Genomic DNA, 17,244 nt, shown 5'->3' on the forward strand with positions numbered 1-17,244 from the left:
CTTATGCCTCCTTCCTCTTTAATTTATTTATAAAGTTTTTTGATAATATGACAAACTTTGTACTCAATAATCCTAATGCTGTTCCGATTATGTTTAAATGTGGTACTTTAGCTGAAGCAATTAGAACAACCGCCATTATAAATAACCTAATGGTATATTGTGCTGATGCATAAGCTTGTGCCTTTCCAGCAGAAAATGTCACCGATTTTTCCAGTGATATTGCCAATAATCTAAAATTTAACATAGCTATTATAGAGCCAAATATAAGTCCTAATAATACTGGCTTACTTAATGTTGATGTTATCAACATTAGCACAATTAAAATTACATCAAATATTACTATACCCTTTGTTACTGACCTTACTTGGTTAAGTAATTTTATATCCAATATATCACTTCCTTCGTGTATATACTATTAGAGTTTTATAAACACCACTGAAAGCTCCTCCAACACCTAACAATAAAAATATTATCGTCAGAACTGGACTAGTATTTAATTTACTATCTAAAAATTTTCCTAAGAAAGTACATCCTAATATTGATATTACAATCATCAATCCTATTTGACTTATTAAACTAAACAACTTTGCAATTTCCATATGTGTATTTCTTTTACTCATAAATAGTATCCCTCATTATTACAAAATAAATAACATTTAATTAATCTATATCATAAATTTATTTAATTATAAAATATATCTTACTACTAATCAGATGATTTTTCAAACACTTTCTTTTAATCATCCTATTCCATTGTCATAATTTAGCATTTATTGTCATGTCATTATCCTTTACTAAAATTTTATAAGCTCTATTCCTGCTTCTTTTAGCAATTCTGTAGACATGTCATCTGGATAATCACCTTCATAAACAATTTTTAATATACCTGCATTTATGCACATTTTTGCACACAAAACACAAGGCCTTGTAGTAACATACAAAGTTGCCCCATCTACACTAATACCATTATGGGCAGCTTGTATTATGGCATTTTGTTCAGCATGTAATGCTCTACATAATTCATGTCTTTCCCCTGAAGGAATATTTAGCTCCTCCCTTTTACATCCAATATTTTCACAGTGTTCAAGATTTCTTGGAGAGCCATTATATCCAGTTGTTAATATTTGTTTGTCCCTTACAATGACAGCACCTACTTGTCTTCTAATACAAGTTGAACGCTTTTTCACTACTTCTGCAATTTCCATGAAGTATTCATCCCATGATGGTCTCATAATTTACTTTTCTCCTCTTTGCTTATGTACTGGTCTTATATATTTATTAGATTTCAAGCTAAATAAATACTTATTTTTATATTATATACACATGTTAATTGAATGTCCAATAAAAAAAGAGCATTTTTACCATTTAAATTTTAAATACCCGTTATATGCTCTCTTTAATCTATTAAATTTATTATATCATCTTAATAAAATATTAATAGCCTTATCTAATATAAATTAATTTTTTGGATAGATTCCTTTGTTTAATATGGCTTCTAAAACCCCTCCAGCTATGCATCTAGCTTTATCTGATATTGTGAAAGCATTCTTAACTTCTTCTTTTCTAGGGTCTATGTCCAGTATTTTTAAATTTTTAGTTACCTTTGCTCCGTCTTTTAATAATCCTCTAAGCACTCCAGATATTGTTGCTCTAACTTCATGTTTTTTTTCATAATCACTAATATAACAAAGTAAGTCTCCCTTTTCAACTATGTCGCCTATCTTACATACATTTTCCATTATTCCAGTATACTGTGAATGCATTACCCTCTCTTTGGCAAAACCTTTTATTGCACCTGGTATTCCTGTATTTTTTTCTGCTCTACCATCAGTTATTATTCTTCCTAGGTTATGACCTCTCATTGTTTCTATCACAATATCTACGTCTTCTCCTGCACAAAACCCAGGACCTAACGCTATTGTAAGTGGTGCCATTTCTCTAGTTGTACCTAAGTTTTTCTTAGCTAATATTCCATCAACCAAAACAATCGGATTTATCTTAGATAACATTTCTCCTTTTGGGTCTATAATCAGTGCTACTTTATCTTGAGACAAAGTTTCTTCTATTTCTTTTTCAGTATTACAAAGTATGCACTCCACACCTTCAACAACTACCTTTTTTTCATAAACAGCTTCACAAAAAGAAATTTGTCTTCTTATAGCTAACGGTTCTTCTATTTCTAGAGCAATCACTTTAAAACCACTATTGTGTAATTTATGAATAACTGCTGTTGCTAAATCTCCTGCTCCTCTTACCACTATACAATTTTTCATGTATTATCACTCCTAATAGTATCATTCATACTTTATTTTTAATTAAATTAATACATATCAATTTAATTGTAAGCAACTAACATGCCACATTAAAAAACGCCACTATTTTGTAGATTCCTGTAAAATAGCCATTCTTTTTTAATTGGTAAAAACTTTTTATTCTCAATTTGAGAAATTTATCAATTCAAGAATTACTATTTTGAGAAAAATACATAAAAAGGAACCTTCTTACATAAAATTATATACTACATAAGAAAGTCCCTAAGAAATATTTATAGTTATTTATTTTTATTTAGTTCCAAATAATCTATCGCCAGCATCACCAAGACCAGGAATTATATATCCATGTTCATTTAATCTTTCATCAACTGATGCAACATATATATCAACATCATCGTGATATTTTTGTACTTCTGCTATACCTTCTGGAGCAGCTACTAAATTAGCTAGTTTTATACTTTTAGCTCCTTTAGATTTAAGTAAATCTATAGCTGCTACAGCAGACCCTCCTGTTGCAAGCATAGGGTCAACTACTATTATATCTCTTTCTCCTATGTCTTGAGGAAGTTTACAATAATATTCAACTGGTTTTAATGTTTCTGGGTCTCTATATAACCCTACATGCCCAACTTTTGCTGCTGGCATTAAACTTACTAATCCATCTACCATTCCAAGACCTGCTCTTAAAATTGGAATTATTGCTAACTTTTTACCTGCAACTACTTTAGATGATGTTTTTTGAATAGGAGTTTCTATTTCGACATCTTTTAATGGTATATCTTTTGTTATTTCATATCCCATAAGCATTGCAATTTCAGTTAAAAGTTCTCTAAAATCCTTAGAACCAGTATTTTTATCTCTCATTAAAGTTAATTTATGTTGTATTAATGGATGGTTTGTCTCTACCACTTTACTCATTTTGATAATTCCTCCTGATAAAACTGTAATTTTTATTATTTATTGTGTTTTTCTTCTATTGATTTAATCATATTTACTCTTCTAGCATGTCTATCACCTTCAAAATCTGTATTAATCCATGCCTCAACTATTTCAAGTGCTAGACCTTTTCCTAAAACTCTTTCACCTAATGACAACATATTTGCATCATTATGTGCTTTTGACATTTTTGCAGAAAATACATCTGATACAACTGCACATCTTATTCCAGAAACCTTATTTGCAGCTAGAGATATTCCTATACCTGTACCACAACATAATATTCCATAATCTACTTCTTTATCTATAACTGCATTTGCAACTACTTCTCCATAAACAGGATAATCAACAGAATCTGTCGCATTATTAGTTCCATAATCTACACATTCTATACCTCTACCTTCTAAATAGCTTATTATTTCTTTTTTTAAATTATATCCTCCATGGTCACAACCTAATCCTATCTTCATTTGTTTATCCTCCAATTCATATTTTTTTTACTATTTCGTTGACAGAATACATTATTTCTTCCATAGTATCTCTATAAGTATCTAAATTTCCACCAAATGGGTCAGATATATCTGCCTCATTTTCATTTACAAACCCTTTAAAAGTATACACTTTTTCTTTGCATTTTGGAACTGCTTGTACTAAAATTTCTTTATGATACTTGGTCATTGTTAGTATTATATCTGAGTTATCTATTAATTCCTTAGTAATTACTTTACTTCTATGATTTGACAAGTCTATCCCTAATTCTTTTAATACTTCTATAGAATTTTGGGAAGCATTCATACCATCTACTGTAGATATACCTGCTGATGATATGCAATATCCTTCAATATTTCTTCCTGATTTTTCAATTTCCTTCTTTAATATAGCCTCAGCCATAGGGCTTCTACAAGTATTACCTGTACATACAATAAGTATATTCATATTTTACAACTCCCTTTTAAGCCTTTATTACTTTATATCCTGCTGACTTAAGTAGTCTATTCATAATTGCTTGTCCAACTCCAGTCTTAGGGAACTCCTCTGAATATATGACATCAATACCCTTTTTATCCATTTCTATAAGAGCATCAAACAGATTACTTGCAACTTCTTCAAGAGTGCTTCCTAAATCTATCACTTCTCCATCATAAAACTCTCTATTTCTACTAATACACATTACACCTGTTTTTAGGCCTTTCTCTCTATTAGATTTTATCATATCATTTATCTTTGTTGCTACATTTTCTCTTTTTCCAGATATAATATATACATCTGCATTTGGAGAATAGTGTTTATACTTCATTCCAGGAGCCTTAGCTTTTTGATTATCCTCTTTTTTACTTAATGATGGGTCGAGCTTTACTTCTCCAAGAATTTCTTCTAAAACTTCTTTAGTTATACTTCCTGGTCTCAATATCATTGGAGTTTCTTCTGTTAAATCTAATACTGTTGACTCCAACCCAAAGTTACTATCTCCACCTAAAACTATCCCATCTACTCTTCCATTCATTTCTTCATATACATGTTTTGCTTTTGTTGGAGATGGTCTACCAGATATATTTGCAGAAGGCGCTGCAATAGGTACACCAGCTTCTTTTATTATTGCCCTGGCAATAACATTAGAAGGCATCCTTATTGCAACTGTATCAAGCCCCCCACTAGTTCTATATGGAATTATATCTTTCTTATTTAATATTATTGTTATAGGCCCTGGCCAAAGCTTTTCTATAACAAGTTTAGCTTTATCACTTATATCTTTAGCTAAATCATATACTTCTTCTTTTTCATAGATATGGACTATTAATGGATTATCACTAGGTCTTCCTTTAGCCTCATAAATCTTCTTTACTGCATTTTCATCTAACGCATTTGCACCTAGTCCATATACCGTCTCAGTTGGAAAGATAACTGTCTTACCTTCTCTAAGAAGTTTTGCTTGTATTTTTATTTCCTCATAATCAATATTATTTATATCAATACTACTTATAATAGTTTTCATCTTTTGTATGCCTGCTTTCATTTTAATTTTATATATAGTTTACAATTATTGTACCTACCAAAAAACCAATTATACAATACACACTTTTTGAATGCGGAAAAATTTCTTCCAATACAACATACATCATTGTACCTCCTGCTGTGGCAAGAAATACACCTATAAGAGACGTAAATGCTCCTCCAAAATAAACACCTAAAAAACTTCCTAGACCCATAGGTAGTCCAGCTATTACAGTAAATAAAATAACTTTACCTAGTTTCATTTTATTACAAACTAAACCCAATGCCATAGCCAATCCTTCTGGTATATTATGTAGACCTATAACTATAGCAAGAGTAATACCTAAGCTTTCAGTTGACATGAAAGAAGAACCTATAGCTAACCCTTCTGGCAAATTATGTAGTAATATACTTATGAATATAAGATACCCAGATGTCATACTTCCAGACACATCTAATTTTGTTTTTATGTACATAGTTATGAGAGCTCCAACAAATGTAAATATAACTGTATTGATTATCCCCATTTTATCCATTGATTCTTTCATCAAATCAAATACCACTACAGCTAACATTATTCCACCAGATAATCCCATAAAGAAATTTAGATATTTATCAACTTCCTTTTTAAAAATAGCTGATATTACTCCTCCTAATCCTGTCCCTATAACACCTGCCAAAAGTCCAATCATTGTTACTTTTAGTATCATATAACCCTCCTATACTTGTATATAACAATTATATACAGTAGAATATGATAACATGACCTAAAATGCAAAATAGCTGTTTCAAAATAGAAAATAATTTCTAGAAAGAAACAGCTTCTTTAAAACATTACTTATATTGCAGTCATTTTCTCTGTTTGGTCAACAGTAATTAAAGCATCTATCATTTCATCTATATCTCCATCTAAGAACGCATCTAACTTATATAAAGTTAAATTTATTCTATGGTCACTTATTCTACCTTGAGGGAAATTATATGTTCTTATTCTTTCTGATCTGTCTCCTGTTCCAACCTGGCTCTTTCTTTCTGCTGCTATATCTTTATGTTGCTCTGCCAATGCTTTATCGTAAAGTCTAGCTTTTAATATTTTTAAAGCTTGCTCTTTATTTTTTAATTGTGATTTTCCATCCTGACAAGATACTACTTCACCTGTAGGTATATGTGTTACCCTAACTGCAGAGTCAGTAGTGTTGACACTTTGTCCTCCATTACCTGAAGAACGGAAAACGTCTATTCTTAAATCATTTGGATTTATATCAACTTCTACATCTTCAACTTCTGGTAATACTGCAACCGTAGAAGTTGATGTGTGTATTCTTCCACCAGATTCAGTTGATGGTATTCTTTGGACTCTATGAACTCCAGACTCATACTTTAATCTTGAATATGCTCCCTTACCTTTTATCATAAAAGATACTTCTTTATATCCACCAACTCCAGTATCACTTGCACTTAATAATTCTATTTTCCATCTTCTTCTCTCAGCATATCTTGAATACATTCTAAATAAATCACCTGCAAATAGAGCTGCTTCATCGCCTCCAGCTCCACCTCTAATTTCAACTATAACATTTTTATCATCATTAGGGTCTTTAGGTAATAATAATATTTTTATTTCATCCTCTAAAGGTTCTACTTTTTCTTCCATCTCAGCTAATTCCATCTTAGCTAATTCTCTTAGTTCTTCATCTGACTCTTCTTGCAATATTTCTTTTGATTCTTTTATACTATCTAAAACATTTCTATACTCTCTGTATTTCATAACAATAGGTTCTAAGTCAGCATGTTCTTTTATATACTTTTGCCAAACTTTTTGATCATTTATTATATCAGGGTCACCTATTTTTTCACTTAAGTCTTTATATGTATCTTCCAATACCTCTAATTTTTTTAACATACTTTCACCTCGATTAAATGTAACATATCAATTGTTGATTATATCATATATTGTAACCTATAACAACTCTATCAATGCCTTGAATATCCTTCTTTGTATATATTTTTTTATATCCATTGCTTTTCATAATATTAATAACATCTTCAGCTTGATTATGACCAACTTCATATGCTAATATTCCACATCTATTTAAATATTTCTTACCTTGCTCTGTTATTTTTCTATAAAAATCTAATCCATCTTCTCCACCTTCAAGAGCATTATATGGCTCATAATCTTTTACTTGTGTATGCAAAGTTTCTATATCTTGCTTTTTAATATATGGTGGATTTGAAACTATGATATCAAATTTTATATTGCTATCACTTATTGCTGTAAATAAATCAGAATTAATGTATTTTATCTTTTCATCAACTTCATTTATAATAGCATTTTTTTTAGCTATTTCTAAAGCTATTTCTGATACATCAAAAGACATTACCTTAGAATTTTCAATGTATTTTGCCAAACTAACTGTAATGGCACCAGAGCCAGTACCTATGTCTAGTATACTTACATCTTTTTTTCCCTTACAGATTTCAATTATTTCTTCTACTAAAGTTTCTGTATCTGGTCTTGGTATTAACACACCTTCTTTAACAAAAAAATCTAATCCCATAAACTCTCTATTTTCAACTATATAGGCTATTGGTCTTCCATTTAATCTTTCTTTAGCAAAACCTATAAATTTTATTTCTTGTTCTTCAGTTAACTCTTTATTTAGATTTAAGTGAATATACAGTCTATCAACATCACCTAATGCTTTTTGCAATAATAACTCTGTGTCTAATCTTGGAGTATCACTTATATCTTTAAATGTATCTGAATATTTAATAATTATATCTTTTATCGTCATAATAAATATCCTTTTCTTTAATCTACCACTGCCTTTAACGCTTCTAAGGCTACCTCTAGTTGCTCATCATCAGGCTCTTTTGTTGTAAAATATTGCAACATCATTCCTGGGTATGCAACAATTTTAGTGAATCTATTATCATATTTTCCAAGAATTCTAATTACTTCATAGGATAAACCTGCTACTATAGGCACACATATGATTCTCATAAATATTCTAAGGATTGGATTTGGCCAACCAAAAAACGCAAACAGTATTATTGACACAGCCATAACTATAAATAAAAAATTCGTACCACATCTAGGATGTAATCTTTTAAATTTTCTTGCATTCTCTACTGTAAGTTCTAAATCATTTTCATAACAATATATAGATTTATGTTCTGCACCATGATATTGAAATACTCTTTCTATATCCTTGCTTCGTGAGATTAGTACTATATATGCAAACAATATCACTATTCTTATAATACCTTCTATTAAATTGAGCATAAAGTCATTAGGCATTACCTTAGAAAAAGCTCCTCCTACTAATGTAGGTATGAAAATAAATAATCCAGCAGAAAGTAGCATTGCTATGACCAATGAAAATATTATAATTATATCATTTGCCTTATCTTTAAAAATTTTCTTTATAAATAAATCAAATTTATCCTCTTCTGCTTCTTCCATAAAAAATTCTGAAGAAAAATTTAAACTTTTTATCCCTTGAATCATTGTATCTATCATAACAAAAGAACCTCTAACAAAAGGTATCTTATCTATATTCTTATCTCTTACCCAACTTTTTATTCTATCTTCTTTTAGTGCTATTTCTCCGTCACTTTTTCTAACAGCTACTGCTCTTTTGTCTTTTGATTGCATCATTACACCTTCAATAACAGCTTGCCCACCTACAGCTTGTTTTGACATCCACTCACCTCATTTTATTGTATTTAGAATACTCAATTTTACATATTTATTATTATAATACAAAAAGACAATTTAAAGTAGAATATGAATGTTTTTTTGTAATAAAATAGGAGTTGGCTTCCTCCAACTCCATTTTTATAAAAATTAATCCATTTTGAATCTTTTCTTGAATTTGTCGATTCTTCCACCTTTTTCTATGTTCTTTTGTTTTCCTGTATAGAATGGATGGCACTCTGAACATATTTCAACTTTTATTTCGTCCTTAGTTGAACCAGCAGCAAATGTGTTCCCACAAGCACAACGCACTTCAACTGGATTGTATTTTGGTTGTATTTCCTTTTGCATTATAGTCACCTCTTCTCTTTATTTAAAAAAATTAATTATATTAACTTTCTTTTTACATTATCAACTACATTATTATAGCACAACTTATTATGCCATTCAAGTGATTTTTCCATTACTTTATATAATCTATATTTACATTTATATTGCTGATATATTGCTGACTTTACAAATTCTTTATTGATTTTACAAACTCTTTATTGTCCTTAGTTCTTTTTATAAGTTCAATGACTTTATCTGTAATTTCCATTACTGAATTATTGCTCATTTCTCTTCTTAATCTCCAAAGAGCTGTCTTTTCTTCATCATCAAGCAATAAGTCATCTCTTCTTGTCCCAGATTTGTAAATATCTATTGCAGGGAATATTCTCTTTTCAGCTAACTTTCTATCTAGATGCAATTCCATATTTCCTGTACCTTTAAATTCCTCAAATATTACATCATCCATCCTAGAACCAGTTTCAACCAATGCTGTTCCTAGTATAGTTAAAGAGCCACCTTGTCTAATATTTCTGGCTGCTCCAAAGAACTTCTTAGGTCCATGAAGTGCACCAGGGTCAATACCACCAGACAAAGTTCTACCTGTAGGAGATATTGTAAGGTTATATGCCCTTGCTAGTCTAGTTATACTATCTAATAAGATTACTACATCTTTCCCATGCTCAACTAGTCTTTGAGCTCTATTTAACACCATCTCTGCAACTTTAACATGATGACTTGATACTTGGTCAAAAGTAGAATATATAACATCTCCTTCAATAGATTCTTTCATGTCAGTAACTTCCTCTGGTCTTTCATCTATAAGAAGTACTATAAGCTCAACATTTGGATGATTTTTAGCTATGCTATTTGCAACACTTTTTAAAAGAACTGTTTTCCCAGCCTTTGGAGGTGCTACTATTAATCCCCTTTGTCCTTTTCCTATAGGAGAAATTAAATCTATAATTCTTGTAGCTATTTCATTTCTATTAGTCTCCAGTGTAAGTCGTTCTTCTGGGAATATTGGTGTTAATGTCTCAAATGCGTTTCTTTGTATAGCTGTATCAGGATTTTCATCATTTATTTTTTGAACGTATAAAAGTGCTCTAAATTTCTCTCCGCTTTTTGGATGTCTAGTTATCCCTTTAATTTTATCTCCTGTTTTCATATTAAATCTTCTTATTTGAGATGGTGAGACATAAACATCTCCTTCAGTAGATAAATAATTTGAACCTCTTAAAAAACCAAATCCATCTGGCAAAATTTCAAGTACACCTACTACTTCATCTTCTTTTGATGTGTTAAATTCATCAACTATCTTAGATTCATCGACTTGTTTAGGCATATAATAGTTTTTATTATTGTTTCTGACCATTCTATTAGATATATTTGATGCCTTATTACAATCATTTACATTCGTTGTCTTATTATAATCATTTCTTTGGCTTCTGTTTTCTTGGTTTTGGGAAATATTTTGAGTATCTATTTCTTTCTTGTTGTATGATTTGGTAGGGCTCTTATATTCAACTTCTTTTTCTATACTCTCACGCTCTATATTTTCTTTTCTATTTTTTATGTCTTCTTTAATATCTTCATTTTTTTCTTTAATCTCTTCGTTTACTTTTTCCTCATTTTTACTTTTAGAATTTATAATCTCAATTAACTCATTTTTCTTATATGTAGTAATTGATTTTATTTTTAATTCTTTAGCTATCTCTCTTAGTTCAACTAAGGTTTTACTACCTAATCCTTCTAATACTTTATCATCTAAAATCAAAAAAATCCTCCTCATCTATATATTCATTTATATACATACTTATTTTGGAAATTGAAGGCATGAAAAAGAAAAGTCTTATTTAAACAGTTAAGTCTAATAATATCACTATTTATACATTATGGTCAATAAATAAAATTTAAAACACTGTTATCCATTATATTATTGTATCTCAAGTCCAATCTTAGCACGTTTTTATAAATTTATCACTATATTTATATCTTATAATAATATTTTCCCTTAAAATATGCAACTATTATAAAAATTTTTTTTTACATTTATAAATTCTAAAAACCATACATAACTAAAATGTTGTAAATTTTTAACTACATTAAGTTATATATGGTTTTTATATTTATGTATATTCACTGTAGTTATTTATCCTATTACATAGTTGCAATCATACTTAAAACAGCTGTTATGCTTGTTAATACAAGAATTCCCACAATCCCAACAGCTATTATTCTATTAATTTTTTTCTGACTTGATTTTGCCACAACACATCACCTTTCACTAATTATTTTTGAATTTCAAGTTCTCTAGCATCGCACACTTCAGATGAGTCCAATTCTTCATCTGTGCTATTGTATAACACATTTTTATCTTTATCAAATTCCTCACAAACATGTTTTAAATACTTAATAAAATCTTTCTTAAGGTCTTCTTTTTTTAGAGCAAAATCAACAGTAGCTTCTAAAAATCCTAGTTTATCACCAACGTCGTATCTCTTTCCTTCAAAGTTGTATGCATACATAGCTTCTTTCCTAGACAATATTTTTAAAGCATCTGTTAATTGCACCTCTCCACCTTTACCAGGTGGCAAATCTTTAAGAATATCAAATATTTCAGGAGTTATTATATATCTACCTAAGATAGCAATATTTGAAGGAGCTTTTCCTGGCTCTGGCTTTTCTACCATATCTTTTACCTTATAAACTCTACCTTCTATATTTTTTGCTTCTATTATACCATATTTATTAGTGTCTTCTAGATTCACTTTCTGAACACCTAATATTGTAGTTCTATACTCTTCATATGCATCTGTTAGCTGCTTTAGGCAAGGTACATCATTATCTACAATATCGTCACCTAACATTACTGCAAAAGGCTCATCGCCTATAAAGTGTCTAGCACAATAAATTGCATCACCCAATCCTTTTGGCTCTTTCTGTCTTATATAATGTATATTAATCATGTTAGATATATTTTGGACTATCTCTAACAATTCCTTTTTGCCTTTTTTCTCTAAGTCAAGTTCCAATTCTACGGATTTATCAAAGTGGTCTTCAATAGACTTTTTATTTCTACCTGTTATTATTAGTATTTCCTCTATCCCTGAAGCCACAGCTTCTTCTATTATGTATTGTAGAGTTGGTTTATCAACTATTGGTAACATTTCTTTTGGTTGTGCCTTAGTAGCCGGCAAAAACCTAGTCCCTAAACCTGCTGCTGGTATTACGGCTTTTTTAACTTTAACTTGCATAGAATCATCTCCCACTAATTAATAAATAAAAAGCCCTATCTTGATAGGACTTTAAACTTTTAGTATATTTTATCATTAATTCGATATATTTACCATGTGGATTATAATAATCTTTTATAATAGCTTTTCAAGTTCTGCTACTAAGCTGTCAAATTTTTTGATTGTATTTTCTATAGGCTTTGTATTAGTTAAATTTATACCACTTGATTTTAACAAGTTTATTGGATAATCTGAGCTTCCCTTTTTAAGAAAATTTATATAGTTATCTGAACCATTTTTTAGTATGTCTTGGGCAAAACTTACTCCTGCACTACAACCTGTTGCATATTTATAGACATAGAAACTATTGTAAAAATGTGGAATTCTAGCCCATCCGACCTTAGATAATTGGTCTAATTCATAGCTTTGTCCATAATATTTTTTAAGAAGTTGTCCCCAAACATCATTTAATACTAACGCATTTACACTTTTTCCTTTTTCCACTAACTCATGTATAGTTTTTTCAAATTCAGCATACATCGTTTGTGTATAAAGAGTATCTTTTATTAAGTCTAAATATTGTGTTATATAATAAGCTTTTTCATCATTACCTTTAGCTTCTCTTATAAGCATCTCATAAAGTAATGCTTCATTAGTTGTAGATGCAACCTCATGAGTAAATATAGATGGATTTGAATTAAAATAGTTTTGACTCTTAGAACTTAAATATTCATATACAGCATGACCAAGTTCATGAGATAAAGTTGAAACTGAGCCTAACGAATTATTATAATTCAAAAGTATATATGGATGATTTTCATAAACAGATAAGCAATACCCACCACTTACTTTATTTTCATGTGAATAGACATCTATCCATTTTTCATTGAAAGCTTTATAGACTACATCATTATATTCTTTTCCTAAAGGTGATAATGCTGAATACACTATACTCTGTGCTTTTTCATAATTAATATTATTATCAACAGCTTTAACTATAGGTACAAACATATCATATGAATGAATCTTATCTAATTTTAAGACTTTTTTCCTTAAATCTATATATTTGTGTAGACTGTCCATGTTTCCATTTACAGTTCTTATTAAATTATTGTATACTTTTTCATCTACATTATCAGACTCCAAATACATTTCTAAAGAAGACTCATAACCTCTCTCTTGAGAATAGAAAATATTCTTTTTAACTTGACCAGTAATCAAACCTGCAATTGTATTTACATTATCGTTGTAGGTTATAAGTTCATCTTGATAAGCTTTTTTTCTATTTTCTCTGTCTGATGATTCTAATTCACTAGCATATTGAGCTGGTGTCAAATTAGTTTTTCTATCCATATTCCTAAATAATTCATAAACTTGACTTGGAAGACTACTTATTGAAGACACTTTACTTAGGATGTCTTCTGACTTATCATCCAAATAATGTACTTTATTTCTTCTTATATCTCTTAAATATGCACCATATTTCCTATTTATATTTTTATTTGAAATAATTTTCTTATAATCTTTGTTTGATAATTTTAATATCTCTAATTCTAAATCCGAACAAATCCCCATATAGTTGCCATAAGATTTACTCATAGTATCATTCATATCTAAATATTTATATGAATTTTTATTAGTATCTTGTTTTAATTTTACATAGGCAGAAAGTCTATTTAATCTTATATCAAGCTTTTCCTTGATATTTAAGGCAAAAGACAAATGTGTTGGTGATTTTGTTACTTTACCTATGTAATTTTTTAATTCTTTAGTATCTTTATCAAAACTCTTAAGTTCTTTTTTCCATTGGTCATCACTTTTAAACAAAGATTGTAAGTTCCAACATGTTTTTTCATAATCTATTTCTTGTTTTTTTTCAGCATCATCTTCAGTATCATTATTCATGACAGTAACTGCTCTATCATTATTCTTTTGATATCCTTGGTCAGCTTTTATACTTATTATTAACATGCAAAAAATAGAAATAAATAAAGGTATTATTGCTTTGCACAATTTTCTATTCATAAAAAGCCATCCTTTCAATAAATTTACTTAATAATAGGATGGCTTTTTTTAGATATATTATTCAATTATTCATACTATATAAATAAATATCGAATTAATAGTTATCCACATAATAATCAACATATTCACAGGCTTTATTTACCTAGAAATTTAGTTATTTCAACATGAATCTCTCTTGATAATAGCTTTTGTTTTTTCTTTTTTTACATTTTATTAACATTTATGCCATACTTATCAACAAATTTTGTTGATTTATATGTTTTTTTTGTTAATAACTATACTTTTTTCAAAAGTCTATTAACATATTATACACAAGTTATCCACATATTATACACAGAATTTTATAAATTTTATTTTGTACATATCTTAGTAACTAAAACAGTCATATCATCTTCGATTTGTAACGCTTGTAACTCTAATGCTCTATCTAATATCAAGTTTGAAATTTCTTTTGGATTTGTAGTCTCTATATTCTTTAAGAAGTATATTAACCAATTATCTCCTAAATTGTTATTTCTTCCTGCATCTACAATTCCATCAGAAACCATTATAACATAGTCTCCTTCCTTAACCTTTACATTTTTTCTATCAATTTTTACATCTGATAATATACCCACAGGTAATGATGATGACGATATTAAGTCGACTTCTCCATCACCTCTTTTTATATAGGTAGAACACGCTCCCATCTTTATAGTTTCTAAACAGCCTCGTTTCAAATCTAAAATTCCCAAATCTAGAGTTGAAAACATCTCTTCTGAAGACTTTAATAGCAACATATTATTTATAGTATCTATAACTATTTCGTCTTTAATTTTTGCATCTATCATTTTTTCTAATATATCAATGGTAGCAGAAGATTCTTCATATGCTTTTTTACCTTTTCCCATACCATCACTTATAGCCATCATATATTTACCATCATTTATCTCCATATATGTGTAATTGTCTCCACAAAGAATATGCCCATCCCTTGACATTGCTGAAACTTCTGTAACAGCCTTATATTTTTGGGACTTAACGAATGTTGCCTTACATTTACCTCCTAAACAATGGCACCCTATTTTTCTAACAGACATATTTTCACCTACTAGGTCTGAAATTATGTTCACAATTTTATCTTCACACATACATCCATCATGACAAGTTTTCTTTTCTATTGATATTTCAAATTCACTGTTACTCTTCGTTAAGTAACTTACTTTATCAACTGTTATGTCATATCTCTCTAATTGCTCATATATATTTTTTTCTTTTTCTATATCCAACATTATATCGCCCTCTAAATCTTGAGATAACGATTTAATTGACTTTGAAATACTCCTTATCTGATTTGCTATTAATTTTCTACTTTCTGAGAACTTCACACTCCAATCATAATCTAATACAAACATTTTGTAATAATGATTTGATATTTTCACTATTGACTCTGGTTTCATACATTCCTTTCTAAAGTTTTTAGGTATATCGTTTAAACTTAACTCTCCCTTCTCCTCAATTTTTTCAAGAATGTTATATATCATAGTGTATGTATGATTAAATCTTGATTCCCAGCACATTCTTCTCATACTACAACTTTTACATTCATCATTATGAATCATATCTATTACATTGGCTATATCTCTTTGGTCTAGTACCTTATCCTTTTCCCTTATCTTGTCAAATGTATCTGCAAGGTCATCATAAGTTTTATAAATACTATTCAATCTACTATTAGTTAAGTTCTTGCTTCTCATAATATAATCGTATACGATTTCATTTGAAGCTACATTACTTTTTATTAATTTTTCAATCTTATTAAACAACCTCTCTGGCAACACTAGGACTATTAAGCAACCTAATAGTATATCTCTTAATTGCATCATATTAGAAGGAATACCAGAAGTATATAGGTATATTATTGTCCAACTTAGAATATATCCTAATATACAGAAATATTTATTTATTTTATTAAATGCACCACCTATTAATCCTGAAAAAGAATATATTCCCATATAAATAGCTGATGTCATGTTATTTAAAATGGATGCTACCCCAATAATTACACCACTAGATGCTCCCATGGTAGCTCCTCCTACTATGGAGGTCAGTAATATCAATACGGTTGATAAAATGGTCCTTATTGATATTCCAAACAAGGATATATCACCTATCCCCATTATGCTAAAGGTCAGCAGTAAACTTATTGAGATAGCTTCTTCTGTCCGTACAGACATCCTATTGTTGACATTGGCCATTAAACCTATCCCATAAGAAAACACATATATAGATATAAACATTATTATTGCTTCTACACCTGCTATAAGAAGATTGTACGTATACCTATTTGAAAAGAAAGCTTGTCCCATGGAAATTGGAAGTAATATCATTGCACCTATAAATGCTACCTTAGCAATTGAATCTGATAATTTTAATTTCTTATTCATCGCCATAAATATTGTAAGGCACACAGCATATTTTGCTACATTTCCAAAATCATTAGATGATAACAATATTCCTAATAATGTTGATATGAATACAGGTATCTTGTACTTGTCAATCTTTGATGCACATATAAAAAAGGCAATTCCTAAAGGGGCTACAGAGTCTACTATAATAGACCTACTAAGTAAAAATCCCATTACGGCGAATGCCGCCGTAGTAAAATCAATATATCCGCTTATTAATTTTATGACATTTGGTTTTACAGTCTTATTCTCCACAACTGCTACACTTCTTTGCATAAAAAAACCTCCTCTTTTGTTTATATTAA

At 29.4% G+C, this 17,244-nt stretch carries 17 protein-coding genes; all 17 read right to left on the reverse strand.

Annotated elements, in window-relative coordinates; all coding sequences use genetic code 11:
* Position 1: 1 nt before the first annotated feature.
* Positions 2 to 388, reverse strand: coding sequence for an ATP synthase subunit I (locus ACTG44_RS19120; RefSeq protein ID WP_021386396.1), 387 nt, complete (start codon positions 386 to 388; stop codon positions 2 to 4).
* 4 nt (positions 389 to 392) lie between these two features.
* Entirely contained in the window at positions 393 to 620 is a 228-nt protein-coding gene (locus tag ACTG44_RS19125; protein ID WP_021386436.1) for an AtpZ/AtpI family protein, read from the reverse strand.
* 174 nt (positions 621 to 794) lie between these two features.
* Complete coding sequence (locus ACTG44_RS19130) at positions 795 to 1,232, reverse strand: deoxycytidylate deaminase (protein ID WP_021386393.1); 438 nt, start codon at positions 1,230 to 1,232, stop codon at positions 795 to 797.
* 225 nt (positions 1,233 to 1,457) lie between these two features.
* The gene (gene yqeB, locus ACTG44_RS19135; protein WP_021386419.1) at positions 1,458 to 2,273 is read right to left on the reverse strand and encodes a selenium-dependent molybdenum cofactor biosynthesis protein YqeB; all 816 of its coding nucleotides are present in this window, start codon (positions 2,271 to 2,273) and stop codon (positions 1,458 to 1,460) included.
* A 288-nt stretch (positions 2,274 to 2,561) separates the two neighbouring features.
* A complete protein-coding gene (upp, locus tag ACTG44_RS19140) occupies positions 2,562 to 3,191 on the reverse strand; it encodes a uracil phosphoribosyltransferase (protein WP_003437840.1) in 630 nt (209 codons plus the stop codon).
* Between the two features lie 35 nt (positions 3,192 to 3,226).
* Entirely contained in the window at positions 3,227 to 3,679 is a 453-nt protein-coding gene (gene rpiB / locus ACTG44_RS19145) for a ribose 5-phosphate isomerase B (RefSeq protein WP_479919573.1), read from the reverse strand.
* Between the two features lie 16 nt (positions 3,680 to 3,695).
* Positions 3,696 to 4,145: a low molecular weight protein arginine phosphatase gene (locus tag ACTG44_RS19150; protein WP_021386416.1), complete on the reverse strand. Its 450-nt coding sequence runs from the start codon at positions 4,143 to 4,145 to the stop codon at positions 3,696 to 3,698.
* A 16-nt stretch (positions 4,146 to 4,161) separates the two neighbouring features.
* Positions 4,162 to 5,202, reverse strand: coding sequence for an L-threonylcarbamoyladenylate synthase (locus ACTG44_RS19155; RefSeq protein ID WP_479919574.1), 1,041 nt, complete (start codon positions 5,200 to 5,202; stop codon positions 4,162 to 4,164).
* A 28-nt stretch (positions 5,203 to 5,230) separates the two neighbouring features.
* Positions 5,231 to 5,911: a ZIP family metal transporter gene (locus tag ACTG44_RS19160; protein WP_021386431.1), complete on the reverse strand. Its 681-nt coding sequence runs from the start codon at positions 5,909 to 5,911 to the stop codon at positions 5,231 to 5,233.
* Between the two features lie 128 nt (positions 5,912 to 6,039).
* Positions 6,040 to 7,104: a peptide chain release factor 1 gene (gene prfA / locus ACTG44_RS19165; RefSeq protein WP_021386387.1), complete on the reverse strand. Its 1,065-nt coding sequence runs from the start codon at positions 7,102 to 7,104 to the stop codon at positions 6,040 to 6,042.
* A gap of 43 nt (positions 7,105 to 7,147) precedes the next feature.
* The gene (gene prmC / locus ACTG44_RS19170) at positions 7,148 to 7,999 is read right to left on the reverse strand and encodes a peptide chain release factor N(5)-glutamine methyltransferase (protein WP_021386400.1); all 852 of its coding nucleotides are present in this window, start codon (positions 7,997 to 7,999) and stop codon (positions 7,148 to 7,150) included.
* Positions 8,000 to 8,016: 17 nt separating this feature from the next.
* Positions 8,017 to 8,910: a DUF1385 domain-containing protein gene (locus ACTG44_RS19175; RefSeq protein WP_021386432.1), complete on the reverse strand. Its 894-nt coding sequence runs from the start codon at positions 8,908 to 8,910 to the stop codon at positions 8,017 to 8,019.
* A 144-nt stretch (positions 8,911 to 9,054) separates the two neighbouring features.
* The gene (gene rpmE, locus ACTG44_RS19180) at positions 9,055 to 9,255 is read right to left on the reverse strand and encodes a 50S ribosomal protein L31 (RefSeq protein ID WP_021386394.1); all 201 of its coding nucleotides are present in this window, start codon (positions 9,253 to 9,255) and stop codon (positions 9,055 to 9,057) included.
* Between the two features lie 163 nt (positions 9,256 to 9,418).
* On the reverse strand, positions 9,419 to 11,023 hold the full coding sequence (gene rho / locus ACTG44_RS19185) for a transcription termination factor Rho (RefSeq protein WP_479921037.1): 1,605 nt from the start codon (positions 11,021 to 11,023) through the stop codon (positions 9,419 to 9,421).
* Between the two features lie 499 nt (positions 11,024 to 11,522).
* Positions 11,523 to 12,488, reverse strand: a complete 966-nt coding sequence (galU, locus tag ACTG44_RS19190; RefSeq protein WP_479917759.1) for a UTP--glucose-1-phosphate uridylyltransferase GalU — start codon at positions 12,486 to 12,488, stop codon at positions 11,523 to 11,525.
* A gap of 114 nt (positions 12,489 to 12,602) precedes the next feature.
* Positions 12,603 to 14,492 (reverse strand): oligoendopeptidase F, encoded by a 1,890-nt coding sequence (gene pepF, locus ACTG44_RS19195; RefSeq protein WP_479921038.1) that lies wholly within the window; start codon positions 14,490 to 14,492, stop codon positions 12,603 to 12,605.
* 350 nt (positions 14,493 to 14,842) lie between these two features.
* Complete coding sequence (spoIIE, locus tag ACTG44_RS19200) at positions 14,843 to 17,215, reverse strand: stage II sporulation protein E (protein ID WP_479921039.1); 2,373 nt, start codon at positions 17,213 to 17,215, stop codon at positions 14,843 to 14,845.
* Positions 17,216 to 17,244 lie beyond the last annotated feature (29 nt).

Source organism: Clostridioides sp. LIBA-2809 (genome assembly GCF_056688965.1).